This is a genomic window from Salmonella sp. A1325, assembly GCF_056991255.1.
Genome location: NZ_JAMLWO010000005.1, coordinates 280,815 through 304,833 on the forward strand (window position 1 = coordinate 280,815; position 24,019 = coordinate 304,833).

The 24,019-nt window shown below is 55.0% G+C and carries 25 protein-coding genes; 10 read left to right on the plus strand and 15 right to left on the minus strand.

Translation table 11 applies throughout. From position 1 onward, the window contains the following. Window positions 1–44 precede the first annotated feature (44 nt). The gene (locus NAZ64_RS12615; protein WP_001261696.1) at window positions 45–152 is read left to right on the plus strand and encodes a protein YohO; all 108 of its coding nucleotides are present in this window, start codon (window positions 45–47) and stop codon (window positions 150–152) included. Here the strand turns inward: NAZ64_RS12615 and NAZ64_RS12620 are convergent. From NAZ64_RS12620 to bglX, 5 genes are all read right to left on the minus strand, one after another. Then, a complete protein-coding gene (locus NAZ64_RS12620) occupies window positions 133–864 on the minus strand; it encodes an ABC transporter permease (protein WP_220569776.1) in 732 nt (243 codons plus the stop codon). The genes NAZ64_RS12615 and NAZ64_RS12620 overlap by 20 nt on opposite strands. Further along, window positions 848–1,795, minus strand: a complete 948-nt coding sequence (locus tag NAZ64_RS12625; protein ID WP_000569166.1) for an ABC transporter ATP-binding protein — start codon at window positions 1,793–1,795, stop codon at window positions 848–850. The genes NAZ64_RS12620 and NAZ64_RS12625 overlap by 17 nt, the downstream gene beginning before the upstream one ends. Continuing rightward, the gene (locus NAZ64_RS12630) at window positions 1,788–2,957 is read right to left on the minus strand and encodes an ABC transporter permease (RefSeq protein WP_220569775.1); all 1,170 of its coding nucleotides are present in this window, start codon (window positions 2,955–2,957) and stop codon (window positions 1,788–1,790) included. Before NAZ64_RS12630 ends, NAZ64_RS12625 begins: the two co-directional genes overlap by 8 nt. A gap of 3 nt (window positions 2,958–2,960) precedes the next feature. Continuing rightward, entirely contained in the window at window positions 2,961–3,878 is a 918-nt protein-coding gene (gene osmF, locus NAZ64_RS12635) for a glycine betaine ABC transporter substrate-binding protein OsmF (protein ID WP_000155876.1), read from the minus strand. Window positions 3,879–4,058: 180 nt separating this feature from the next. Then, complete coding sequence (gene bglX / locus NAZ64_RS12640; RefSeq protein WP_080177238.1) at window positions 4,059–6,356, minus strand: beta-glucosidase BglX; 2,298 nt, start codon at window positions 6,354–6,356, stop codon at window positions 4,059–4,061. A 266-nt stretch (window positions 6,357–6,622) separates the two neighbouring features. Here bglX and dld point away from each other — a divergent pair, with 266 nt between their 5' ends. Continuing rightward, window positions 6,623–8,353, plus strand: coding sequence for a D-lactate dehydrogenase (gene dld / locus NAZ64_RS12645; RefSeq protein ID WP_000095234.1), 1,731 nt, complete (start codon window positions 6,623–6,625; stop codon window positions 8,351–8,353). A 58-nt stretch (window positions 8,354–8,411) separates the two neighbouring features. Here dld and pbpG read toward each other — a convergent pair whose 3' ends face one another. Together pbpG and NAZ64_RS12655 are read right to left on the minus strand one after the other, a co-directional pair. After that, on the minus strand, window positions 8,412–9,353 hold the full coding sequence (pbpG, locus tag NAZ64_RS12650; protein ID WP_000911554.1) for a D-alanyl-D-alanine endopeptidase: 942 nt from the start codon (window positions 9,351–9,353) through the stop codon (window positions 8,412–8,414). Window positions 9,354–9,518: 165 nt separating this feature from the next. Beyond that, window positions 9,519–10,106, minus strand: coding sequence for a Yip1 family protein (locus NAZ64_RS12655; protein WP_001017057.1), 588 nt, complete (start codon window positions 10,104–10,106; stop codon window positions 9,519–9,521). 158 nt (window positions 10,107–10,264) lie between these two features. On the opposite strand from NAZ64_RS12655, the gene NAZ64_RS12660 reads away from it, so the two are divergent. Beyond that, on the plus strand, window positions 10,265–10,834 hold the full coding sequence (locus NAZ64_RS12660) for a DedA family protein (protein ID WP_001523476.1): 570 nt from the start codon (window positions 10,265–10,267) through the stop codon (window positions 10,832–10,834). Window positions 10,835–10,883: 49 nt separating this feature from the next. Here the strand turns inward: NAZ64_RS12660 and NAZ64_RS12665 are convergent, their stop codons facing one another. Both NAZ64_RS12665 and mdtQ read right to left on the minus strand, forming a co-directional pair. Further along, window positions 10,884–11,645 carry an SDR family oxidoreductase gene (locus NAZ64_RS12665; RefSeq protein WP_220569774.1) on the minus strand — a complete coding sequence of 254 codons (762 nt, stop codon included), beginning with the start codon at window positions 11,643–11,645 and terminating at the stop codon, window positions 10,884–10,886. A gap of 65 nt (window positions 11,646–11,710) precedes the next feature. After that, a complete protein-coding gene (gene mdtQ / locus NAZ64_RS12670; protein ID WP_420060137.1) occupies window positions 11,711–13,147 on the minus strand; it encodes a multidrug resistance outer membrane protein MdtQ in 1,437 nt (478 codons plus the stop codon). Between the two features lie 317 nt (window positions 13,148–13,464). Between mdtQ and yohP the strand changes: the two genes are divergently transcribed. Continuing rightward, window positions 13,465–13,548, plus strand: a complete 84-nt coding sequence (gene yohP / locus NAZ64_RS12675) for a small membrane protein YohP (RefSeq protein ID WP_000698460.1) — start codon at window positions 13,465–13,467, stop codon at window positions 13,546–13,548. A gap of 57 nt (window positions 13,549–13,605) precedes the next feature. Here yohP and dusC read toward each other — a convergent pair whose 3' ends face one another. The 6 genes from dusC to mhbT form a co-directional block, all read right to left on the minus strand. After that, window positions 13,606–14,544 (minus strand): tRNA dihydrouridine(16) synthase DusC, encoded by a 939-nt coding sequence (gene dusC, locus NAZ64_RS12680; RefSeq protein ID WP_023220013.1) that lies wholly within the window; start codon window positions 14,542–14,544, stop codon window positions 13,606–13,608. A gap of 108 nt (window positions 14,545–14,652) precedes the next feature. Continuing rightward, entirely contained in the window at window positions 14,653–15,846 is a 1,194-nt protein-coding gene (locus NAZ64_RS12685) for a 3-hydroxybenzoate 6-monooxygenase (protein ID WP_220569772.1), read from the minus strand. 14 nt (window positions 15,847–15,860) lie between these two features. Further along, window positions 15,861–16,505: a maleylacetoacetate isomerase gene (gene maiA / locus NAZ64_RS12690; protein WP_000781183.1), complete on the minus strand. Its 645-nt coding sequence runs from the start codon at window positions 16,503–16,505 to the stop codon at window positions 15,861–15,863. An 8-nt stretch (window positions 16,506–16,513) separates the two neighbouring features. Further along, window positions 16,514–17,215, minus strand: a complete 702-nt coding sequence (locus NAZ64_RS12695) for a fumarylacetoacetate hydrolase family protein (RefSeq protein WP_000170621.1) — start codon at window positions 17,213–17,215, stop codon at window positions 16,514–16,516. Window positions 17,216–17,230: 15 nt separating this feature from the next. Then, complete coding sequence (gtdA, locus tag NAZ64_RS12700; RefSeq protein WP_001289857.1) at window positions 17,231–18,268, minus strand: gentisate 1,2-dioxygenase; 1,038 nt, start codon at window positions 18,266–18,268, stop codon at window positions 17,231–17,233. A gap of 11 nt (window positions 18,269–18,279) precedes the next feature. Next, window positions 18,280–19,521, minus strand: a complete 1,242-nt coding sequence (gene mhbT, locus NAZ64_RS12705) for a 3-hydroxybenzoate transporter MhbT (RefSeq protein ID WP_483640947.1) — start codon at window positions 19,519–19,521, stop codon at window positions 18,280–18,282. A gap of 125 nt (window positions 19,522–19,646) precedes the next feature. On the opposite strand from mhbT, the gene NAZ64_RS12710 reads away from it, so the two are divergent. The 6 genes from NAZ64_RS12710 to NAZ64_RS12735 all read left to right on the plus strand — a co-directional run bounded on the left by NAZ64_RS12710 (window position 19,647) and on the right by NAZ64_RS12735 (window position 23,953). After that, the gene (locus NAZ64_RS12710) at window positions 19,647–20,555 is read left to right on the plus strand and encodes a LysR substrate-binding domain-containing protein (protein WP_000024658.1); all 909 of its coding nucleotides are present in this window, start codon (window positions 19,647–19,649) and stop codon (window positions 20,553–20,555) included. Between the two features lie 131 nt (window positions 20,556–20,686). Then, window positions 20,687–21,085, plus strand: a complete 399-nt coding sequence (locus NAZ64_RS12715) for a CidA/LrgA family protein (RefSeq protein WP_000045719.1) — start codon at window positions 20,687–20,689, stop codon at window positions 21,083–21,085. Beyond that, window positions 21,082–21,777, plus strand: coding sequence for a CidB/LrgB family autolysis modulator (locus NAZ64_RS12720; protein WP_000989296.1), 696 nt, complete (start codon window positions 21,082–21,084; stop codon window positions 21,775–21,777). Before NAZ64_RS12715 ends, NAZ64_RS12720 begins: the two co-directional genes overlap by 4 nt. Window positions 21,778–21,930: 153 nt before the next feature. Beyond that, the gene (gene cdd / locus NAZ64_RS12725) at window positions 21,931–22,815 is read left to right on the plus strand and encodes a cytidine deaminase (RefSeq protein ID WP_000553526.1); all 885 of its coding nucleotides are present in this window, start codon (window positions 21,931–21,933) and stop codon (window positions 22,813–22,815) included. Between the two features lie 176 nt (window positions 22,816–22,991). Further along, window positions 22,992–23,711, plus strand: coding sequence for an outer membrane permeability protein SanA (sanA, locus tag NAZ64_RS12730; RefSeq protein WP_000920081.1), 720 nt, complete (start codon window positions 22,992–22,994; stop codon window positions 23,709–23,711). After that, a complete protein-coding gene (locus NAZ64_RS12735; RefSeq protein ID WP_000605187.1) occupies window positions 23,708–23,953 on the plus strand; it encodes a DUF2542 family protein in 246 nt (81 codons plus the stop codon). The genes sanA and NAZ64_RS12735 overlap by 4 nt, the downstream gene beginning before the upstream one ends. Window positions 23,954–24,019 lie beyond the last annotated feature (66 nt).

Below are 24,019 nucleotides of genomic sequence, written 5' to 3' on the forward strand. Positions count from 1 at the left end.
TTCGCTTTAATGTATACTCCCTTTATTAACATAAGGAGTACATAATGCGCGTAGCGAAAATCGGGGTGATCGCCCTTTTCCTGCTGATGGCTATTGGCGGTATCGGCGGCGTGATGCTGGCAGGTTACAGTTTTATTTTGCGTGCCGGGTAAGCGCGCGCGTCAGCCTTTCAAACAGGCGATCGATAATGATCGCCGCCAGCGCCACCAGCAGCGCCCCCTGGATAACATAGGCCGTATTAAAGCCGCTAAGCCCGATAATGATCGGCGTGCCTAACGTACTGGCCCCCACCGTTGAAGCGATGGTCGCCGTACCAATATTGATAATCACCGAGGTTCGGATGCCCGCCAGAATCACCGGCGCGGCCAGCGGCAGCTCAACCTGATACAACTGTTGGCGACGGCTCATTCCCATACCGCTGGCAACGCTCATCACGCTGGCAGGCACCGCGCCCAGCCCTGCCAGGGTCGCCTGCAGGATGGGCAACACCCCATACAGGATCAAGGCGATAATGGCCGGTTGCTGACCAAAACCCATAACGGGTACCGCGATCGCCAGTACCGCGATCGGCGGAAAGGTCTGCCCGACGGCGGCGATAGTCTCCACTAGGGGACGAAACTCTTTCCCACTTTCTCGCGTGACCGCAATCCCTGCGCCGACGCCCACCACGACGGCAAACAAACTTGAGATGCCCACCAACCAGAAATGGGCGAGCGCGAGGGCGGCAAAACTCTCCTGTTGGTAGACCGGGCGCGGTAAATCGGGAAACAGCGCGGCGAAGAACGGCTGGCTATAAGGCAATCCAAACAGCAGAAGCAAGAACAGAACAATAAGCCAGAGAAGCGGATCACACAGTTGTTTCACGGGGGGACGTCTCCGAAAGCAGATCGCGGAAATGGAGCGTACCGCAGGGCTCGCCCTGCTGATTCGCCACCGGCAGGACGTCGCACCGGCGGGCGACAAACATCGATAGCGCATCGCGTAACGTCATCTCTTCCACCAGCGCGTCGCCGCTGAGCTGTTCATGCCGGCGTACATAATCGCCTACGCTACGTAACGAAAGCAGCCTTACGCCCAGCTCGCTGCGGCCAAAAAACGCCTGCACGAAATCATTTTCCGGCGAGGTCAGCATAGAAAGCGGCGATCCCTGTTGGATAACGTGGCCCCCGTCCATCAGCACCAGATGGTCGGCGAGGCGTAGCGCCTCGTCGATGTCGTGCGTCACCAGTACGATGGTGCGTCCCAGTAGCTGATGAATGCGGGTCATCTCCTGCTGCAATGCGCCGCGCGTTACCGGATCAAGCGCGCCGAAAGGCTCGTCCATCAGCAATACCTGCGGATCGGCAGCCAGCGCCCGCGCAACGCCGACCCGCTGCTGTTGCCCGCCGGAAAGCTGATGCGGATAACGATCGCGCAGCGCGCTTTCCAGACCCAATAATGCCATCAGTTCATCAATACGATCGTTAATCCGCGCACGCGACCACTTTTGTAGTTGCGGTACGGTGGCGATATTTTGCGCCACCGTCCAGTGGGGAAAAAGACCGATAGACTGAATGGCATAGCCCATGCGACGGCGCAGTTCAAGCACCGGCAGGCTGCGGATCTCTTCCCCGGCAAAACGGATCGTTCCGCTATCATGCTCTACCAGCCGGTTAATCATCTTCAGAGTGGTCGATTTTCCCGAACCGGAGGTGCCAATTAACACCGAAAAGCTGCCTTCGCTAAAGTGCAAATTGAGGTCGCTAACAGCCTGTTGATCGCCGAAGGTTTTACTGACATGGTTAAATTCAATCATCGGTTGCTCCCTTCAAAAACGCGATCCATAAATCAAACAGCGCGTCGATCACTACCGCCAGCGCAATCACCGGAATGACGCCCAACAGAACTAAATCAATGGCGCTGCTCAATAGCCCCTGAAACACCAGCGCGCCGAAACCTCCCGCGCCAATCAGCGCGGCGACGACGGCCATTCCCACTGTCTGGACCATTACTACCCGCAGGCTACGTAAAAAAACTGGCAGCGCCAGCGGCAGTTGCACATGCCTGAAGCGCTGGCCGCTACTCATTCCCATTGCTCTTGCGCTCTCCAGCACATCGCACGGCACCTGATTGAGCCCGGCGACCACACCGCGCACCAGCGGCAATAACGCATAGAGCACCAGCGCTATCAGCGCAGGCGTCATGCCGGTTCCCGCGACGCCGAATGCGGCAAGCCACGGAAACTGTTTCACCATTCCGGCCAACGGCGCAATCAGCAGGCCAAACAGCGCGACGGAAGGGATAGTCTGGATCACATTCAGCACGGTAAACACCGGCCCCTGGCGTGAGGCGGAAAAATAACACCAGACGCCCAACGGTAGTCCGATCGCCAGCGCCGGCAGCACCGTGCCCGCCAGTAACATCAAATGTTGCACCAGCGCGGCATCGAAAACATCCTGGCGATTGGTATACTCTTTCAGAAGCGAGAGGTTGTCGAACGAGCCTGAAAACAGCAGCACCAGCGGGACAATGACAATTTGCGCGTGCAGCAACCAGCGCCACAGCGGCCCAACGGTAATACGGCGGATCGCATCGCTACAGGCCAGCAGCATCAGACCGAGGCCCAGCCACAATCCACTTCCCAGACTGGTACGCGCCAGCGGGCTGCCCTCCTGCGCCAACTGGGTCGCCGCCCTGCCGACTCCCCACAGCATGACAATAAAAAGCGTCTGCGCCATCATCAGCGTCAGTACGCTACCGCGTTTACCGGGTACAAAGCACAGCGTAAACAGCGCGCATCCCGCTCCAGTCAGCATCCAGATGGTCGCCGGCCAGATCTCCCATAACTGGCGCCCCTCGCCGCTCACCAGACGATTCGGGGCGTAATTAATGAAAGGTAGCGCGACAGCAAGCAGGGTCAGAACAACCAACAGCAACAGCACACGATTAACCGTAATTTTTTTGGCAGCGTCACTCACAGATTACTTCACCCACCCTTTTTGTCGGAGGTAATCTGCGGCGACTTTTTTCGCATCCAGCCCTTCTACGGCGATTCTGGCGTTCAACTGTTGCAGCGTTTTCTCATCAAGGCTGGCGAAAACGGGCTGCAGCCAGTCGGCTATCTGCGGATAGGCTTGTAACACCGATTCACGCACTACCGGCGCGGGGGCATAGATAGGCTGGACGCCTTTCGGGTCGCTCAGGGTTTGCAGACCCAGCGCGGCGACCGGGCCGTCGGTGCCATACGCCATCGCGGCGTTAACGCCGGATGTTTGTTGCGCGGCGGCTTTGATCGTGACCGCCGTATCGCCGCCCGCCAGCGACAAGAGCTGGTTCTGATTCAAGGTAAAATCATAGGCTTTTTCAAATGCCGGCAGCGCATCCGCCCGTTCGATAAATTCCGCAGACGCCGCCAGTTTAAAAGTGCCGCCCTCTTTCAGATAACGGCTGAGATCGGCAAGCGAGGAGAGTTTATTTTTTTCCGCGATGTCCTGGCGTACCGCGATGGTCCAGGTGTTGTTGGCCGGCGCAGGCGTCAACCAGACCAGCTTATTCTGCTCCGCATCCAGTTTTTTGACTTTCTCAAAGCCTTGCTTTGCATTTTTCCATGCCGGATCGTTTTCATCTTTAAAAAAGAACGCCCCGTTACCGGTGTATTCCGGATAGATATCCAGCTCTCCGGCGGTAATCGCGCCACGAACGACTGGCGTCGTTCCGAGCTGAATTTTATTGACCGTTTTAACGCCGTGGCTTTCCAGTACCTGCAAAATCATGTTGCCGAGCAGCGCGCCTTCGGTATCAATCTTTGACCCGACCGTCACGGGCGATGCCGCCTGTAGAGGTAAACTCACCGTCGCCAGCAACGCCAGCGAACTTACCCATAGCTTTGAGATCGTCATGATGCTTTCCTCATCCTTTTACGGCCTTTTTCAGAGACTTGAGAAAAAAGCATAGTTGAAAAGTCTGCGTTTAACCTGGGATTTTCCGCCAGTGTAAGTGACGTGGCAGGCAATAAAAGGGGGGACAGTAAAAGTCATTGCCAGACAGGGCGCAGCTATCGCGCCCTGATGACGGCAGGCTTACAGTAGCTCGAACGATCCTTGTTTAACGCGAGCGGAATCCACGCCGATAAAGACGTTGAACTTGCCGGGTTCCGCGTCATATTTCATCTGCTGATTCCAGAACTTCAACGCCTCGATATCAATCGGGAAACTCACGGTTTTACGTTCGCCGGGCTTGAGGGTGATTTTTTCAAAGCCTTTTAATTGCTTCACCGGGCGGCTCATTGACGCCGTGACATCCTGTAAGTACATCTGGATGACCGTTGCCCCTTCGCGTTTACCGGTGTTCGTGACCTCTACGCTGGCCGTGACTTTGCCGTCGCGTTGCATTGTCGGTGAGGAGAGCGTGACGTCAGACATCGTAAATGTGGTGTAGCTCAGACCGTAACCAAACGGATAGAGCGGGCCATTCGCTTCGTCAAAATAGCGTGAGGTGTATTTGTTTGGCTTTTCAGGATTATACGGGCGTCCCGTATTGAGATGGCTGTAATAGACCGGAATTTGTCCCACCGAACGCGGGAAGGAGATCGGCAGTTTGCCTGACGGGTTGTAATCGCCAAACAGCACATCGGCAATGGCGTTGCCGCCTTCCGTCCCGGCAAACCAGGTCTCCAGAATCGCATCGGCCTGTTGATCTTCTTTTACCAGCGCCAGCGGTCTGCCGTTCATTAATACCAGTACCAGCGGCTTACCGGTGGCTTTCAGAGCGGTGATTAAGTCGCGCTGACTCTGCGGAATGGTGATATTGGTACGGCTGGAGGCTTCATGCGCCATCCCCTGCGACTCGCCTACCACTGCGACCACTACATCGGCCTGTTTCGCCGCCTGCACCGCCTCATCAATCATCGCCTGCGGTGAGCGCGGATCGATTTTCACCGCCTCTTCATACAGGTTTAAGAAATCGACGATGCCTTTATCGTTAGTGATATTCGCCCCTTTGGCATAGAGGATCTTCGCCCCATCGCCGACGGCATTTTGAATACCCGCCAGCACCGTCACCGACTGATTCGCGACCCCAGCAGCAGACCAGCTTCCCATTACATCACGTTGACTGTCGGCCAGCGGCCCAACAACGGCAATGGTGCCCGATTTTTTCAGCGGCAGCGTTTCCAGCCGGTTTTTCAGCAGTACCACACTTTCCCGCGCCACTTCCCGCGCCTCTTTACGATGCAGGCGGCTTTCGGCATTGGTGTCCACCGGGTCGCTCTCTTTCGGCCCCAGATGGCTATAGGGGTCGTTAAACAATCCCATGTCATATTTTACGTTGAGCACATGGCGCGTCGCGTCGTCCAGTTCCGCCATCGTCACTTTGCCCGACTTAATCAGACCCGGCAGATATTTGCTGTAATACTCATCCGCCATGCTCATATCCACCCCTGCCTTTAGCGCCACGCGCACCGCATCTTCCGGGTCGGCCGCGGTGCCGTGTTTAATCAGTTCTTTAATAGCGCCGTGGTCGGAAACGGTAATTCCCTTAAAGCCCCACTCATCGCGCAGGACATCTTTCAATAGCCAGGAATCTGACGTCGCAGGCGTGCCGTTCAGCGAGTTCAGCGCCACCATCACCGCGCCGCTCCCCGCATCCAGCCCCGCTTTGTACGGCGGCATATAGTCATTAAACAGACGCTGGGAACTCATATCCACGGTGTTGTATTCTTTACCGCCTTCAACGGCGCCATAGGCGGCAAAATGTTTCACGCTGGTCATCACCGAATAGCGGTCCGCCGGACTTTTGCCCTGCATCGCTTTCACCATGGTTTCGCCCATGATGGAGGTTAAATATGTATCTTCGCCAAAGCCTTCGGAGGCGCGTCCCCAACGCGGATCGCGGGAGACATCCACCATCGGCGCCCAGGTCATATTCAGACCGTCGTCCGCCGCTTCATACGCCGATACGCGTCCTACGGTTCTTACCGCATCCAGATTAAAAGAAGAAGCCAGACCGAGGCTTATTGGGAAGACGGTTCGCTGGCCGTGTACCACGTCATAGGCAAAAAAGAGAGGAATTTTCAGGCGGCTCAACGCCATCACCTGATCCTGCATTTGACGGATATCCTGGCGGGTGACGGTATTGAAAATCGCCCCTACCTGCCCGTCTTTGATCATCTCGCGGATCGCTTCTTTCGGGTTATCAGGGCCGACGCTAATCAGACGTAACTGACCAATTTTTTCATCGACAGTCATTTTCTTGAGTAAATCCGTGACGAACGCGTCGCGCGCTTCGGGCGTCAGCGGGTGATTGCCAAACAGGTTTTCCGCCAATGCTGGCTGCATCGCCAGACTCACAGCAACACCTACTGAACATAACCATTTCATGTTGAGTCTCTCTTTATCTTTATCCCGACGAGGCGGTAAAAACAGAATAAAAACCGCAGTTTGCCATAAGCCTAAACGCGAGAGGAGAAGAAAGCGAAGGTTATTCTCCTAATTTTCCGCACAGTCGAATACGCAGCCGCCAGCAAATGGTATCAAGGCGGCAAATGAATACTACCAACACAGATACAATTTGAATGAGAAAGCGTATTGTCATACAAAGCGCTATGCTTAACGCTGATATTTTGTCCCACCACAAGGAGTGGAGAATGTCTTCCATAACAATGACTGATAATAAAACGTTCCTGAATGAGCTGGCCCGCCTGGTAGGCCATTCTCACCTGCTGACAGACCCCGCCAAAACCGCCCGCTATCGCAAGGGTTTCCGTTCCGGTCAGGGCGACGCGCTGGCCGTTGTTTTCCCGGGTTCGTTACTGGAACTGTGGCGTGTGCTCAACGCCTGCGTTAACGCTGACAAAATTATTCTGATGCAGGCCGCCAACACCGGTCTGACGGAAGGCTCCACGCCGAACGGCAACGACTACGATCGCGATATTGTGATTATCAGCACCCAGCGGCTGGATAAGCTGCACTTACTGGATAACGGCCAACAGGTTCTGGCCTGGCCCGGTACGACGCTCTATGCGCTGGAAAAAGCGCTTAAACCGCTGGGCCGTGAACCGCACTCGGTGATTGGTTCGTCGTGTATCGGCGCGTCGGTCATCGGCGGCATCTGTAATAACTCCGGCGGCTCGCTGGTGCAGCGCGGCCCGGCCTATACCGAGATGTCGCTCTTTGCCCGTATTGACGAGCAAGGCAAACTGCAACTGGTCAATCATCTGGGTATCGATCTTGGGCATACCCCGGAGCAGATCCTGAGCAAGCTGGATGATGAACGGATTAAAGATGAGGATGTGCGCCACGATGGTCGTCATGCGCACGATCACGACTATGTGACGCGGGTACGAGATATCAACGCCGATACGCCCGCCCGCTATAACGCCGACCCGGACCGTTTGTTTGAATCTTCCGGCTGCGCCGGAAAACTGGCGGTTTTTGCCGTTCGCCTTGATACCTTTGCAGCGGAAAAAAATCAGCAGGTTTTTTATATCGGCACCAATCAGCCCGCGGTACTGACTGAAATCCGTCGGCATATTCTGGCGAACTTCGACAATCTGCCAGTGGCGGGAGAATATATGCATCGCGATATCTACGATATTGCGGAGCAGTACGGTAAAGATACCTTTCTGATGATCGATAAACTCGGCACCGACAAGATGCCATTCTTTTTCACGCTAAAAGGCCGAACCGATGCGATGCTGGAAAAAGTAAAATTTTTCCGTCCGCATTTCACCGACCGCGCGATGCAGAAATTCGGCCACCTGTTTCCCAGCCATCTGCCGCCGCGAATGAAAAACTGGCGCGATAAATATGAGCATCATCTGCTGTTAAAAATGGCGGGAGACGGCGTCGCAGAAGCGCAACGCTGGCTGAATGAATTTTTTAAATCCGCTGAGGGCGGTTTCTTCACCTGTACGCCGGAAGAAGGCAGCAAAGCCTTCCTGCACCGCTTCGCCGCTGCTGGCGCGGCGATTCGTTATCAGGCCGTACACGCTGATGAAGTGGAAGATATTCTGGCGCTGGATATCGCTCTGCGCCGCAACGATACCGACTGGTTCGAGCATCTGCCGCCGGAAATCGACAGCCAACTGGTACATAAACTCTATTACGGTCACTTTATGTGCCACGTTTTTCATCAGGACTATATCGTGAAGAAAGGCGTCGACGTCCATGCGCTGAAAGCGCAAATGCTGGAGCTGTTGCAGGCGCGCGGGGCACAATACCCGGCGGAGCACAACGTGGGACATCTGTATAAAGCGCCGGAAACGCTGACGCGTTTTTATCGGCAAAATGACCCAACCAACAGTATGAACCCCGGTATCGGCAAAACGAGTAAGCGGAAATTCTGGCAGGAAAATACGCCCGACGAAACGCATTAACACCGTGCGGTTTACCGTGAATGCCCGGCGGCGCGATGCCTGCCGGGCCTGCGGCGACTTAATCGTTCTGTGCGGTTTGCGCTCCGGCGCTGGCTGCCGCCATTTGCGCGGCTTTTTGCTTTTTATAGCTCAGCGCGGCAGCCGGAACGGGCATGACTTTACCGGTTTCAATCCATGTACGCAGGCGACTGGCGTCCGCAAAGTGGGTATATTTGCCGAACGCATCCATGACCACCAGCGCGACCGGTTTGTTATTGATCACGGTACGCATCACCAGGCAATGCCCCGCCGCATTGGTAAAACCGGTTTTCGTTAACTGGATATTCCAGTTATCACGGTAGACCAAATGGTTGGTATTGCGAAACGGCAGCGTATACGCCGGATGCGAGAATGTCGCCATGTCTTCGCGCGTGGTGCTTAGCTGGCCAATCAGCGGGTATTGCTTCGTGGCAATCAGCAGTTTTGTTAAATCCCGCGCGGTCGAGACGTTATGAATCGACAGCCCCGTCGGCTCAACGAAGCGGGTATGCGTCATGCCCAGCGCTTTCGCCTTCGCATTCATCGCTTTAATAAACGCGTTATAACCGCCAGGATAATAGTGCGCCAGGCTTGCCGCCGCACGGTTTTCGGATGACATCAACGCCAGCAGCAACATATTTTTGCGACTAATTTCGCTGTTCAGGCGCACGCGGGAGTAAACCCCTTTCATTTCCGGCGTCTGGCTGATATCGACCTTCAGTATTTCATCCAGCGGCAATCGCGCGTCGAGCACGACCATCGCCGTCATTAATTTGGTTATCGAGGCAATCGGACGCACCAGATCCGGGTGGTTCGAATAGATCACTTTATTGGTGTTGAGATCAACAATCATTGCGCTACCGGAGGCAATCTCAGGTTGAGACGCCGCGGTTGTCGCTGCCGTTTTCGCCACAGCCTGCGGGGCAAAAGGTACGGCCAACATCAGAGCAAGGCTCAGGAATGAAGCTCGGAATTTCAGCATGATGAGATTTCTGATAATGATTCACGCGCGCCGTAACGCACACCGCCTGAGCTAAGATTATACTCAAGCTAGCAGTGGCATCATAGCGGCACGCCAGCGTTGCCGCTACAGAAGAATCGTCAGCAAATGCTGCATTGCTGGCTTTTGCGCCAGCCCTTTTTCGCATCAGAACAGGCGGTAGCCGTATCCCCACAGGATCACGGTGATCGCCAGTAGCACCTCCAGAACCAGTACGCCGATAGCGAGCGTCGAACTGGAGAAGCTTAATCCTTCCTCTCTATTAATGTTAAGGAAAGTCGGAATACCCAAATACAGCAAATAGCCGGTGTAAAAGAGCGCGACAGCGCCGACCAAAGCGCATAGCCATACCAGGGGATAGAGCGCCACCAGACCACTTAAAAACAGCGGCGTCGCGACATAGCCGGCAAAAACCATACAGCGCGCAAGCGATGGCCGTTGCGGATAGTTTCGCGCCATCCACCAGATGACGCGTCCCATCACCGCGACGCCCGCCAGCATCACGCCGTAGAACAAGACCGCCAGCGCAAAAGCGGTAAACAGCGAGAGTTGTAACACGTTGCCGTCGCCAAAATTCCAGCCGATTTGCGTCGTGCCGATAAAGGCGCAGACGACGGGAATCGCCGCCATCAGCAAAACATGGTGCGTATAGTGATGCGAAACGGTTTCGTTTTCGCTTTTGATCACCTGCATTTCCCGATCGGGATGGGAAAAAAGCCCCCATACATGGTTCATACTGCCCCCTTCTGCTGCCTCAGATGCCAGTATGTTCAAGTATAATTCAGTTTCTGGTTATTTTATGAGCAATGGCAAAATAGTCTCCGGTAAAACGTCGGCTTTGCCGCGCACGCCTCTTGCCAGGGTGTATGCTTAATGCCGGAGGTGGTTTACGCATGGATATCAACACGCTTATTACGCATTATGGCTATGCGGCGCTGGTTATCGGCAGTATGGCCGAAGGTGAAACCGTTACCCTGTTGGGGGGCGTCGCGGCGCATCAGGGATTGCTCAAGTTTCCGCTGGTGGCGGCGGCCGTCGCGCTGGGAGGGATGATGGGCGATCAGCTACTTTACCTGTTAGGACGATGCTATGGCGGGAAGATCCTGCGTCGTTTCCCGCGTTATCATACGAAGATTCGTCGCGCGCAGAAAATGATCCAACGCCATCCGTATCTGTTTGTGATCGGCACGCGTTTTATGTACGGCTTCCGGGTGGTTGGCCCGCTGCTGATTGGCGCCAGCCGCCTGCCGCCTAAAATTTTTCTGCCGCTGAATATTGTAGGCGCGCTGATCTGGGCGCTGCTGTTTACCACGCTGGGATATCTTGGCGGCGAGGTGATCGCGCCATGGCTGCACGACCTCGATCAGCATCTCAGGCATGGGGTCTGGCTGATTCTGGCCATCGTCCTGGTGGTGGGCGTGCGCTGGTGGCTGAAAAGACGCGGAAAAGCGGAGGCCCGTTAAACCCGATGGTATCCGGATGGCATAACGCCGCCATCCGGCAACCCGGCGTTTATTTTGCGTTGAATTGCGGATTCGCCAGCATAAACCCGCCGTCGACAATCAGCGACTGACCGGTGGTATAGCTTGCGCCTTCCGAACACAGCCAGGCGACGAGGCTGGCTATTTCATGCGTAGAACCCGGTCGGGCAATAGGGATCGAGGGTTCCGATCCCGGCTCAATGTCGCTGTCATCCATATCATTCATCGGCGTGGCGATAGCGCCTGGCGCGACGGCGTTGACCAAAATATGATGTTCAATCAGTTCCAGCGCCATGGATTTAGTCAATCCGCCCAGCGCATGTTTCGCCGCGGTATAGGCGCTGGCTTGCGGAAGCGGCGTATGCTCATGGACGGAGGTGATGTTGATAATGCGCCCTCCCTCTCCTTGTTTAATCATATGCCGGGCGGCGATCTGCCCGCAGAGAAACGCGCCATCGACGTCCACGGTAAAAATTTGCCGCCACTGCGTAAACGGCATATCAATAAACGCGGATTTGGTCATCGCCCCGGCATTATTGACCAGCACGTCAACGCGCCCCAGGCGCTGAATAAGATGTTCAATGGCCTGCGCGCCCTCGGGTAACTGGCTCAGGTCAAGATGAATGGTCTCTGCCCGCACACCAAACTGCGCCGCTTTTTTCGCCGTCTCCTGCGCGCCGCGTTCATCAGAATGCCAGGTGATACCAATATCAAAACCGTTTTGTGCTAATAACAACGCACACGCTTTGCCAATTCCCGAATCTGATGCCGTTACAATTGCGACTTTGGTCATATTCCTCTCCGGATGAATCATACACAGCCTAAGTATAGGAACCCTGTCTGAATCATCCGGAAAAATCAGGAATGATAACCGCCGCCCAGCGCGCTGGTAAGCTGAATGGAGGCATCCAGCCACTGGCCCTGCAACAGCAAGCCGTTACACTGCTCGCGCAGTGCCGGGATTTTGGCCTCGCTCACGCGGGAACCCGCAATAATGCCGGCATTAAAGCGCGCTTGCGCCAGACCGACCACACGCTGCGCATCATGCTCAATCTGCTGCTGATGCTGGTTTTTCTGCGCCAGCGTCTCTACCTGACTGGCGGCGCGCGCCACATCATTAACCGCATCTACCACCGCTTTGTTGTAGTTGGCGATAGAAAGGTTGCTTTGCGCTTTGGCGATATCGAGGTTGGCATTCAGCCTGCCGCTGTCGAAAATCGGCAGCGTCAGCCCGCCGGTAATGCCATATTGCTGTGCGGAATGGCGGAACAGATCGCTCAGATGTAACGCATCCTGCTGTAAAAAAGCCATCAGATTGATATCGGGATAAAACGCAGCCTTCGCGGCGTCAATGCTGCTCATCGAGGATTCAATGTACCAGTGCGCGGCCTGTAGATCCGCCCGGCGCGCCAGCAACGAATAGCCCAGTTGCGACGGTAACTGGCTTTCAACGGCGGGGAGACTCACCTGACGCAGCTTGAGCGCCGCCGATTGCGTATTGGTTAACGCGCTGAGCCGCGCTTCAATCACCTTCATTTTACCGTTAACGTCATTCAGCTGCTGCTGGGTTTTGCTGGCGTCGATATCGGTCTCGACCCCTTCAACAGAAGAAGTAATGCCGTGTTGATACAGCTCCCGGTTTACCGTCACCACGTTTTGCTGCTCATGCTCGATTTGCATCAGCACATTTTTCAGCGCCGCCTGCGTCTGCCACTCCCAGTAGAGTCGCGCCACGCCGCTTGCCAGCAATTGTCGGGTCTGCTCCTGCTCCGCTTCGCGCGCTTTGACCGCCCCGATCCGCGCGGTAACTTCAGCGCGGTTTTTCCCCCATAAATCCAGATCCCAGCCCGCCGTCAGGCCGAATGTACCGTTGGTATACCACGGCCCGGTCGTTCCCGCCGCGGGGTCGGTAATCGCGAATGGCCCCATCAGCCCTTCCGCGGACATTCGCTGGCGCTCAATGTCGGCAGAAAAGTCGAGCTGCGGGCCGTCCTGCGCCTCAACCGCTTTCGCCTGCGCTTCCGCCAGTTGAATACGCTGTTCAGCCACCTGCATATCCGGCGAATGCTGTATGGCATTATCAATCAGCGCGTCAAGCTGCGCATCGTGATACGCCTTCCACCACTGGCTATCCGGCCAACCGTTTTTCAATGCCGCCGGCAGGCTGGAATCAACATGAGAAGAGGGCGTCTGCTGGGTCAGCGACTGGCGGGTATCGTGCATAGGGGCGCAGCCCGCCAGCAAAATAAAAAGCGGTAAGCTCGCTGTCGCGGCAAGGAAAGAATTACGATTCATGGAGGTGTTCTGATAAAAAAAGGTGTGCAGAGAGTACGTCTTACGGCGATCTATTTTTTAGTTACGCGTGGCAATACATCATCAGACAACAAAAGACATATTTTGAAATTTATATGATTAGCAAATAATTTCATGCAATACATTTTTTGATGTGATATTTCAGTATAAAGCCCCACTAACTCGTTAATAAATGAACAATTTTGCTGCAATACGCGCCAGCAGCCTTCATGAGTTAAACGTCGCCACGCCCAACAAGGCAGCAGATGGCTTAATACTTTCCTATACTTTGTTTGTATTTACCAATAAAGGGACAAACAATGAAAATTCTTCTATGGGCAATCTTAATTATTTTTCTGATTGGGCTGTTGGTGGTAACGGGCGTGTTTAAGATGATTTTCTGATTCCTGCGCCGGGCAGCGATAGTATCTGTCCGGCACACGTTCTGGACGCTGTAGAGATTAGATTTTAATAGCCTGAATCGCCCGCGCAATCTCGGACGAACGGTTTAACGCCCGAATCGACTGAAAGAGTTCCGTCGCCTCAATATATTCCTTACGTAAATATCCCAACCACTGTTTAATACGCGCGACATGGTATAAACCGGTATCGCCCTGCTTTTCCAGTCGGGTATATTTTTGTAATAATGCAACCACTTCCAGCCACGGCATACGCGGATCGTTATACTTCACCACCCGGCTCAGGTTAGGAATATTTAACGCCCCACGGCCAATCATCACCGCATCGCAGCCGCTGGCCGCCATACATGCCTGCGCGCTCTGCCAGTCCCAGATTTCGCCATTCGCGATAACCGGAATAGTCAGACGCTGGCGTATTTCACCGATCGCCTGCCAGTCGATATGCTCGGCGCGGTAGCCCTGCGCTTTGGTACGGCCATGCACCACCAGTTCACTGGCGCCGGCCTGCTGCACCGCATCGGCGATTTCAAATTTTCTATCGCCGCTATCCCAGCCGAGACGCACTTTTACCGTCACCGGCAGATGCGACGGTACCGCGGCCCGCATCGCTTTCGCGCCCTGATATATGAGTTCGGGATCTTTGAGCAATGTCGCGCCGCCGCCGCTGCCGTTCACCACTTTTGACGGACAGCCGCAGTTCAGGTCCACGCCATACGATCCCAACGCCGTCGCCCGCGCGGCGTTTTCCGCCAGCCACTGCGGGTGCTGGCCCAGAAGCTGAATACGCACCGGCGTGCCGGACGGCGTGCGGCTGGCGTGATGCAACTCCGGGCAGATGCGATGAAACACTTTTACCGGCAGCAGCTGATCCACCACGCGCACAAATTCGGTGATGCAGAGATCGTAATCATTCACTTCGGTCAGCAGCTCGCGCACTAACGCGTCGAGCACGCCTTCCATCGGCGCCAGTAAAACACGCATATCGGTATCCACAGCAAAAAAAGAGGCGCTATCATAACGCCTCTCTGCGATGAGCAAAACTTTTTGCCGGGTGGCGGCGCAAACGCCACGCTACGTCACGTAAAGCGCTCAACGCGGCTCAAGACAGTTATCTTCTTTCCAGCCGTACAGCCATTCGATACCGCGATAAAACGCCTCCTGCGATTTCCCTTTCCACAGCAGATTACGCACCTGACGCTCCACCCCGGCGGCGTGATAGAGACGCCCCATCTCGCGGGTAGACCAGACGATACGCGCCGTGCGGGGAATACGCACCGACTCATACAGCGCAAATGCCTGCTGCGCGTCGCCGTCGCAGCGTTCCAGCGCTTTGCCCAGCGTGACGGCGTCTTCCAGCGCCATACAGGCGCCCTGGGCCATATATTGCGCCACCGGATGCGCGGCGTCGCCCACCAGAGTGATACGCTCGGTTCCCCATTTCGTGACCGGCTCGCGATCGGCGGTCGACCAGCGGCGCCAGGAGGTCGGCTTATCCAGCATCTGACGCGGGCGGGGATGAATGCCGGCAAAATAAGAGAGCACCTCTTCTTTACTGCCGTCTTTCACGCCCCACTCTTCTTGCTGGCGGCTGTGGAATGTCACCACCAGATTGTACTGTTGGCCTCCGCGCAGCGGATAATGAACCAGGTGACAATGCGGGCCTGCCCACAGCACCGGTGCGTTAATACGTAAATCGTCCGGCATATCGTCGCAATCAATCACCGCCCGATAAACTACATGCCCCGTTACGCGCGGCGCGTCGCCGAGTAAACTTTGCCGCACGACCGATTTAACGCCGTCGCAGCCCACGAGAATATCCGCCGTCCAGCTATTTCCCTGCTCATCAAACACCGTAACGTCATCCGGCGTCTGGCGGATATCGACAATATGGGTCGAGGTACGATACTCCACGCCAGGGTGCGTCAGCACCGCTTCCCATACCGTTGCATGAATATCTACCCGGTGAATTACCGCATACGGCCCGCCAAAATGGTCGCGGAACGCCTGTCCGGTTTCAATGCATACCACTTCTTCGGCATTCACGGCATCCATCATGGTAATGTGATCGGTAAACACCGCACGCTGGCGGGCAACATCGCCCACACCGAGACTATCCAGCGCCGAAAAAGCGTTCGGCCCAAGCTGAATACCCGCGCCAATCTCGCCAATTTCGTGCGCTTTTTCCAACAGCATGACTTTTATTCCCTGGCGCGCCAGCGACAGCGCGGTCGCCGCGCCGCCGATTCCGCCACCTACAATAATTGCGCTTGTCACGTGAGTCATGGTCATTCTCCTTTTCAGGCCGGGATTTTATCTTGTTGATTTTCCGGCGCGGCGGCAATAAACGCCGGTAGCTGTACGCAGGCGTCATAAACGGCTTTACAGCGCGGATAGCCTGATAAATCGCAGCCCATCCTGAGCGCATTCGCCCACTGAGGAATCAGGCAGCAGTCCGCAAGTCCAGGCGCGTCGCCCACGCAGAATCGTCCGGACTGACTTTTACGCAATAGCTGCTCTACCGCGCTTAACCCTTGCTGTATCCAGTGGGCGTACCAGCGTTTTTTATCCTCTTCGCTAACCTTCAGCTCATCGGTCAGGTAGCGCAACACGCGCATGTTATTGATTGGGTGTATATCGCAGGCGATAGCGTAGACAATTTCCAGCGCCTGGCTGCGCGCCGGGTCGCTCGTCGGCAGCAGCGGCGTTTGCGGAAAATGTCGGTCCAGCCAGTCGACGATGGCCAGCGATTGCCCCAACGATTCGCCGTCATCAGTGACCAGCGTCGGCACCAGGCCTACCGGATTCATCCGTCGGTAGGCCAGCGCATTCTGCTGGCCGATACGAATATTGACGCCCACCGTCTGGTAATCAATCCCCTTTAACGCCAGCGCAATACGTACACGATAAGACGCCGAACTATTAAAGAAACTGTACAGCTTCATCGTTCACCTCAGACAATTTTCACAGCAATCGGCGTCAGACCTTCTACGTTCCCGGTGATGACATCCCCTTTCACCACGGCGCCCACCCCCTCTGGCGTACCGGTGAAAATCAAATCGCCTGGCTGCAATTCAAAAAAGCCGGACAAATAGCTGATGGTTTCATTCACCGACCAAATCAGATGACGAATATCGCTGCGCTGATGGTCTTCGCCGTTAACCTGTAGCCAAATAGGGGCGTTATCCACATTATGCGTTTCAGCGGCTTTGTGTAATGGCGCAATGGGCGCGGAGAGATCGAACGCTTTGCCAATTTCCCACGGGCGTCCCATCTGACGCATTTCCATCTGACGATCGCGACGCGTCATGTCCAGACCGGTGGCGTATCCCCAGACATATTCATGGGCTTTTTCCAGCGGGATATCGCTCCCCTTTTTACCAATCGCCACCACCAGCTCAATTTCATAATGGTAGTTATCGGTCTGCGCCGGATACGGCAGCTCCAGGGTATCCCCCGCCGCTACCGGGACGACAGCGTCCGCTGGTTTACAAAAGAAGAACGGCGGTTCGCGATCGGGATCAAAGCCCATTTCACGGGCATGGGCGGCATAGTTGCGACCCACGCAGTAAACGCGACGTACCGGAAACTGCTCATCACTACCCGCCACTGGTACTGTCACCGGGGCCTGCGGCTGGAATACATATTTGGTCATGTTCTCTCTCCCTAATTAATAACGTGCTTCGCGGAACAGCCCCAGGGCTTCCTGAACCGGCTTGTCCGAAAAGCTGAATAACACCGTGTCTTCACTGCTGCGAAACGACACCTCATGCCAGGTCGGCGCCACAAAAATGTCTTTTGCGGAAAAATGAAAAGTTTCGTTGCCGATAGTGACCTGCCCTGCCCCTTCAACGACGTGGTAGATAGTGCTGTCGGTGCTCCGCGCCACACGCGAGGCAAAGCCTTTTGGCAGCAGTTGCAGGAACGCGCCCATTGACGGCATCGGATAACCGCCGGTGACGGGATTAACGTAACGCAGCTTGTAACCTTCCCACTCATCCGGATCGCCCATACGGGTCAGATCGTGCAGCGCCTCGCGACTGCGGTCGTAACGGTAATTGAAAATCGGCGACGAATTCCCGCGCTGGTGGCGCAGCGGCAGCATATTCGCTGCATAGCGCGGCAGATAATCGCCCTCTTTTCGCGTTACCGGCTGCTGATCTTCGGGATAGTCTTCCGCAAACCCACAGCCCAGGAGGTTGACTAACGGCAGATCCAGACCATCCAGCCATACCACCGGCTCTGACCCCGGATTACCATGATCGTGCCAGCGCCACTGCGGCGTCAGGATAAAATCGCCGGTATGCATTGGCGTGCGCTCGCCGTCCACCGCGGTAAATGCGCCTTTACCTTCGACGATAAAACGCAGCGCCGACTGGTTATGGCGATGACTCGGCGCGACTTCGCCGGGCAGGATCAGCTGTAAACCAGCGTATAAGGTCGCCGTGATCGACGACTGACCGCGCAATGCCGGATTTTCCAGCACCAGCACCCGGCGGATCGCCTCTTTCGCGCCAATGACATTGCCGCTTTCCATCAGTAGCGGACGAATTTCCTGATAATTCCAGTAGGCCGGCGCGCAGTTGGCGTTTGGCGTCTGCGGTACCAGGTGATGTAACGACTCCCACAGCGGCGTCAGATTCTGCCCGGAAATATGCTGGTAATACTGCTGACGGCTATCTTTTACGTTCTGATTTATTTCAGACATGGAGATTCTCCTTATTCGTTTACGACGCTGGCACGCGGCAGGTCGTCAGGTACAGAAATCGAAAGGCGGACAACCACCGTCAGCAGGGTAAGCATTACCGCGCTGATAGCCGCCGGAATAGCAATGACAAAAAACAACGTATCGAAAGAGAAATTGAGGGCCATCATCATGCCGCCGGAGAGCGAACCGACAATCGCCCCGCAGCGTCCAATGGCGTTCGACCAGCTCACGCCCGTCGCCCGGCTTTGGGTGGGGTACAGCGTCGCCGTCAGAGCATTCAGCCCTACCTGGGAACCGCTAATACCGATGCCGGTACCAAAAATCGCCAGCGCCATCAGCCAAAGGCCGTTTTCGCTCAGGCCTATCATGACAATGCAAACCGCGCCCAGCGCATAGCTCACCGCCAGTACCCGGAACGGGTTAAGCCGGTCCATCAACACGCCGAGTAACAGCGCGCCAAGCGTGCCGCCAACCTGGAATGCGGCAGTCACCCACGACGCCTGTTGCAGATCAATACCGCGATGGTTAAGTAACGTCGGCATCCAGCTGGAAAGCAGATAGATAATGAGCAGGCTCATAAAGAACACCACCCATAACATCAGGGTAATGACAAGCTGTCGCCCGGCAAAAAGCTGGCGAATACTGCCTTTGGCGACGGCTGCCGTCTCATGCAGAAAGAAGTGCGTATCGTGATAGCGCTCGCCGGTAATGGCGCTGACCGTCCGGGCGACAACGGCTTGCGGTAGTTGGCGACGTACCTGCCAGCGGGGAGATTCCGGCAGCGCGAACAACAGGCCGAAAAACAGCATCAAAGGCAAGATGCCGCCTAGCGCCAGAATTCCGTGCCAGCCAATCAGCGGCACCAGTTGCGCGCTCACAATCCCACCCATCGCCGACCCCAGGGTAAAACCGCAGAACATCAGCGTGACCAGCGCTCCGCGTCGACGAGCGGGAAGGTATTCCGACGTCATGGTGATGGTATTCGGCATCGCTCCACCCAGTCCCAGACCGGTTAAGAAGCGCAGCAACACCAGGGTTTCTATATCCGGCGAGAAAGCGGAAAGCAGGCTCAATGCGCCGAATAGCGCTACGCAAAGCTCAATGACCCGCTTGCGGCCAAAGCGATCCGCCAGCGGCCCGCATAGCAGCGCGCCAGCCGTAAGCCCCAGAAAACAGCAGATGATAACGCGCCACTGCATTTTGCCGACGGGCGCGGCATCAATAAGGGCTTGTAGATCACGTCGTTGAGTCATAGCTAATGCCTCAGTGCAGGGAGATAGATGTTGTTTTTATGTTTGCTATGTTACGAGTTTGTAGAGTGAGCGATAAAATGTACAATGGCTTTTCAGGCAGAGACATAACCTGGAGGTTATAGCGAATGGCGAACTGGGCGCAGAAATTGAAATTACATCACCTACAAACGCTGGTTGCGCTGGGCGAACAGGGCAACCTAACGCACGTCGCCCGGATGATGAATATCTCCCAGCCGGCGCTATCGAAGTGGCTATCTCAACTCGAAGATGAGATAGGCATCACGCTTTTTGAGCGCCACAGTAAAGGGCTACGCCCCTCGGAAGGCGGTAAATTACTGCTCCAGCACGCCCAGCGCCTAATTAACGATCTGGAGCGTTCACAGTATGAAATCGCCCGTTTCAAGCAGGGCGGCCTGGTTGGCAGCCTGAAGATCGGCTGTTCGCCCGTGGCGACTGACTGCGTATCACAGGCGATTCTGAGCCTACTTAACGAAATGCCGACGCTGCATCTGAATATTGAAGAAAAGGTAATGACGCCGCTGCTGCACGATTTGCTTGCCGGTCAGGTGGATGTGGTGGTAGGGCGTGTCGGCGGCCGTGCCCTGCAACTGCCGCTTAATTATCAGGTACTTTATACCGAGCCGGTCTGCTTTGTGGCGCGTCCGCACCATCCGCTGGCCGCGCGAGCGCAGATTGCCTGGAGCGATCTGGCGCACTGGCGGTGGATAGTCTGGCCAACCGGCACCCCTATTCGCATCAGTATTGATAACGCCCTCGTCGATAATGGCGTCATGCTCCCGGAAAACACCATTGAATCGGCGTCAATGAACGTCAGCACCAATTTGCTGCAAAGCAGCGATATGATCTCTATTCTTTCTTTACGGCTGGCGCAACGCTATGCCAGCCAGGGGCAACTGGCGATTTTAAACTTGCCAAAAATTGAGCAAAAAGGCAGCGTAGGGATGTTCTGGCGTAAGAATGAGACGCCGTCTTTGGCCCTGAGTCGCTTTTTGTATTTTTTAGCCCAGGTTTAACGCCGCCGACCAGGGGCATTGCCCGATGTTCCTGCTGTCTATACCCACTATGCTAAGAATTCATGATGTGATCGGTAGCACGTTTTAACGTTTAATTGTATGATGAATCCATCTCATCAAGGGCTTTAAACATGAGTAAGTCACTGAATATTATCTGGCAATATATACGCGCTTTTGTATTGATTTATGCCTGTTTGTACGCAGGCATTTTTCTTGCATCACTGCTTCCTATCACTATTCCCGGCAGCATTATCGGGATGTTAATTCTGTTTGTGTTGCTGGCGCTGCAAATTCTGCCGGCAAAGTGGGTTAACCCCGGCTGTTATGTGCTGATTCGTTATATGGCGTTGCTGTTTGTGCCGATTGGCGTTGGGGTCATGCAATATTTTGATTTACTGCGCGCGCAATTCGGCCCGGTGGTGGTCTCTTGCGCTATCAGTACGCTGGTCGTTTTTGTGGTCGTAAGCTGGAGTTCACATCTGATACACGGTGAACGTAAAGTGGTTGGGCAGAAGGGAACGAAAAAATGATGACATATATCTGGTGGTCGTTACCGCTGACGCTGGCGGTATTTTTCGCCGCCCGCAGACTGGCGGCGCATTTTAAAATGCCGTTGCTGAATCCGCTGCTGGTGGCAATGGTAGTCATTATTCCTTTTCTGTTGCTGACCGGTATTCCCTACGAGCACTACTTCAAAGGCAGCGAAGTACTTAACGATCTGCTGCAACCGGCGGTGGTGGCGCTGGCCTATCCCCTTTATGAACAGTTGCACCAGATTCGCGCGCGTTGGAAATCCATTATTAGCATCTGTTTTGTCGGCAGTCTGGTAGCGATGATTACCGGGACATCCGTTGCCTTGCTGATGGGCGCAACGCCTGAAATCGCGGCATCGGTACTGCCTAAATCCGTGACTACGCCTATCGCGATGGCGGTGGGCGGCAGCATCGGCGGCATCCCTGCGATCAGCGCGGTATGCGTAATTTTTGTCGGTATTCTGGGCGCGGTGTTTGGCCACACGCTGTTAAACGCGATGCACATCCGTACTAAAGCCGCACGCGGGCTGGCAATGGGGACCGCCTCACATGCGCTCGGTACTGCGCGCTGCGCCGAGCTGGATTACCAGGAAGGCGCGTTTAGCTCCCTGGCGCTGGTGATCTGCGGCATTATTACCTCGCTGGTAGCGCCCTTTTTGTTTCCGCTCATTCTGGCGGTAATGCGCTAACGACGGGACAAAAGACCGGGTTAAAATTTGCGATACGTCGCGCATTTTTCATTTAAGTTTCACAAGTTGCATAAGCAATGAGATTTAGATCACATATTAAGACATAGCAGGCCCGTAAACTACGGTTCCATTACATTGTTATGAGGCAACGCCATGCATCCACGTTTTCAAACTGCTTTTGCCCAGCTTGCGGATAATTTGCAATCAGCGCTGGCCCCTATCCTGGCGGACCACCATTTTCCCGCCATGCTGACCGCAGAGCAGGTCTCGACGCTTAAAAATACGGCGGGACTGGACGAAGACGCGCTGGCTTTCGCACTGTTACCTCTGGCGGCGGCCTGCGCCCGTACCGATTTGTCCCATTTTAACGTCGGCGCGATTGCGCGCGGCGTTAGCGGCAACTGGTATTTCGGCGCGAATATGGAGTTCCTGGGCGCCACCATGCAACAAACTGTGCATGCTGAACAAAGCGCGATTAGCCACGCCTGGCTACGCGGCGAAAAAGGGCTCGCCGCCGTCACCGTTAACTACACGCCTTGCGGCCACTGTCGCCAGTTTATGAACGAGCTGAACAGCGGTCTGGATCTGCGCATTCATCTGCCGGGCCGCGCGCCGCATACGTTACGCGATTATCTGCCTGACGCTTTCGGGCCAAAAGATCTGGAGATCAAAACGCTGCTGATGGACGAGCAGGATCATGGCTTTACGTTAACGGGCGATACGCTAACGCAAGCGGCGATTACGGCAGCCAATAAGAGCCATATGCCTTATAGCCACTCACCGAGCGGCGTGGCGCTGGAATGTAAAGATGGCCGTATTTTCACCGGCAGCTATGCGGAAAACGCCGCCTTTAACCCTACACTTCCCCCGCTGCAAGGCGCGCTAAACCTGCTGAGTCTCAATGGCTATGACTATGCGGATATTCAGCGTGCGATTCTGGCGGAAAAAGGCGATGCGGCATTAATTCAATGGGATGCCACCGCCGCAACGCTGAAAGCGTTAGGTTGCCATAATATTGACCGCGTGCTTCTCGGCTAAGCAAATGTGCCGGATAGCGACGCACTGGCGTCTTATCCGGCCTGACTCTCCTCTCCCGCGACCCGATACAAGGGAAATCATGCTGAAAATCTCCGCAATCAGACGGCGGTTTCTTGCGCTACGTCTTCGGGTACAGTAGCCTGATCGTACTTTCATCCTGGTATCGAGTTTCCTGCATGTTAAAGCGCGTGTTTTACAGCCTGTTGGTCCTGGTAGGCTTGCTGCTGTTGACGGTGCTTGGCCTCGATCGGTGGATGAGCTGGAAAACAGCGCCCTATATCTATGACGAGCTACAGGATCTCCCCTACCGCCAGGTTGGCGTCGTGTTAGGGACAGCCAAATACTATCGCAAGGGTGTCATTAATCAGTACTATCGTTACCGTATCCAGGGCGCGTTAAACGCTTACAATAGCGGTAAAGTCAATTACCTGCTGCTCAGCGGCGACAATGCCCTGCAAAGCTATAACGAACCGATGACCATGCGCAAAGACCTTATCGCGGCGGGCGTCGATCCTGCGGACATTGTGCTTGATTACGCTGGCTTCCGTACGCTTGACTCCATTGTGCGTACCCGCAAAGTGTTTGATACCAACGACTTTATTATCATCACTCAGCGCTTCCACTGCGAACGCGCCTTGTTTATTGCGTTGCATATGGGCATTCAGGCGCAGTGTTACGCGGTACCTTCGCCCAAAAATATGCTGACAGTGCGCCTGCGCGAATTTGGCGCCCGCTTTAGCGCGCTGGCGGATCTCTATATTTTTAAACGCGAACCGCGTTTTTTAGGCCCGCTGGTACCTATTCCCACGCAGCATCAGGTGCCGAATGACGCCCAGGGATATCCGGCCGTTACGCCGGAACAATTGCTTGAACTGGAAAAGAAAAAAGGGAAATGATCATGGATGTACAGACGATATTTGTCATATTAGCCTTTCTGCTACTCCCGCTTTTTTGCTTCCGTGAGGCCTGGAAAGGCTGGCGAACCGGCGCGGTAGATAAAGTTGTCAAAAATGCGCGAAAACCGGTTTATGTCTATCGCCATGCCGATCCCGTACAATATTGGTCTTATCTTTTTCTTTATACCGGTTGCGGTTTTTTATTTACGGGAATGATTATTTATCTTCTTTTTTATCGTTAATCTATTTATTATCCCTTTAAAATTGAGAATAGTTATTATTATGATATAAGGAACAAATGCTGTTTT

Excerpts from the sequence above, each read along its gene's own strand:
- NAZ64_RS12615 (WP_001261696.1), top strand. The coding sequence starts at position 45 with ATGCGCGTAGCGAAAATCGGGGTGATCGCCCTTTTCCTGCTGATGGCT.
- NAZ64_RS12625 (WP_000569166.1), bottom strand. The coding sequence starts at position 1,795 with ATGATTGAATTTAACCATGTCAGTAAAACCTTCGGCGATCAACAGGCT.
- osmF (WP_000155876.1), bottom strand. The coding sequence starts at position 3,878 with ATGACGATCTCAAAGCTATGGGTAAGTTCGCTGGCGTTGCTGGCGACG.
- bglX (WP_080177238.1), bottom strand. The coding sequence starts at position 6,356 with ATGAAATGGTTATGTTCAGTAGGTGTTGCTGTGAGTCTGGCGATGCAG.
- dld (WP_000095234.1), top strand. The coding sequence starts at position 6,623 with ATGTCTTCCATAACAATGACTGATAATAAAACGTTCCTGAATGAGCTG.
- pbpG (WP_000911554.1), bottom strand. The coding sequence starts at position 9,353 with ATGCTGAAATTCCGAGCTTCATTCCTGAGCCTTGCTCTGATGTTGGCC.
- NAZ64_RS12655 (WP_001017057.1), bottom strand. The coding sequence starts at position 10,106 with ATGAACCATGTATGGGGGCTTTTTTCCCATCCCGATCGGGAAATGCAG.
- NAZ64_RS12660 (WP_001523476.1), top strand. The coding sequence starts at position 10,265 with ATGGATATCAACACGCTTATTACGCATTATGGCTATGCGGCGCTGGTT.
- NAZ64_RS12665 (WP_220569774.1), bottom strand. The coding sequence starts at position 11,645 with ATGACCAAAGTCGCAATTGTAACGGCATCAGATTCGGGAATTGGCAAA.
- mdtQ (WP_420060137.1), bottom strand. The coding sequence starts at position 13,147 with ATGAATCGTAATTCTTTCCTTGCCGCGACAGCGAGCTTACCGCTTTTT.
- yohP (WP_000698460.1), top strand. The coding sequence starts at position 13,465 with ATGAAAATTCTTCTATGGGCAATCTTAATTATTTTTCTGATTGGGCTG.
- dusC (WP_023220013.1), bottom strand. The coding sequence starts at position 14,544 with ATGCGTGTTTTACTGGCGCCGATGGAAGGCGTGCTCGACGCGTTAGTG.
- NAZ64_RS12685 (WP_220569772.1), bottom strand. The coding sequence starts at position 15,846 with ATGACTCACGTGACAAGCGCAATTATTGTAGGTGGCGGAATCGGCGGC.
- maiA (WP_000781183.1), bottom strand. The coding sequence starts at position 16,505 with ATGAAGCTGTACAGTTTCTTTAATAGTTCGGCGTCTTATCGTGTACGT.
- NAZ64_RS12695 (WP_000170621.1), bottom strand. The coding sequence starts at position 17,215 with ATGACCAAATATGTATTCCAGCCGCAGGCCCCGGTGACAGTACCAGTG.
- gtdA (WP_001289857.1), bottom strand. The coding sequence starts at position 18,268 with ATGTCTGAAATAAATCAGAACGTAAAAGATAGCCGTCAGCAGTATTAC.
- mhbT (WP_483640947.1), bottom strand. The coding sequence starts at position 19,521 with ATGACTCAACGACGTGATCTACAAGCCCTTATTGATGCCGCGCCCGTC.
- NAZ64_RS12710 (WP_000024658.1), top strand. The coding sequence starts at position 19,647 with ATGGCGAACTGGGCGCAGAAATTGAAATTACATCACCTACAAACGCTG.
- NAZ64_RS12715 (WP_000045719.1), top strand. The coding sequence starts at position 20,687 with ATGAGTAAGTCACTGAATATTATCTGGCAATATATACGCGCTTTTGTA.
- NAZ64_RS12720 (WP_000989296.1), top strand. The coding sequence starts at position 21,082 with ATGATGACATATATCTGGTGGTCGTTACCGCTGACGCTGGCGGTATTT.
- cdd (WP_000553526.1), top strand. The coding sequence starts at position 21,931 with ATGCATCCACGTTTTCAAACTGCTTTTGCCCAGCTTGCGGATAATTTG.
- sanA (WP_000920081.1), top strand. The coding sequence starts at position 22,992 with ATGTTAAAGCGCGTGTTTTACAGCCTGTTGGTCCTGGTAGGCTTGCTG.
- NAZ64_RS12735 (WP_000605187.1), top strand. The coding sequence starts at position 23,708 with ATGATCATGGATGTACAGACGATATTTGTCATATTAGCCTTTCTGCTA.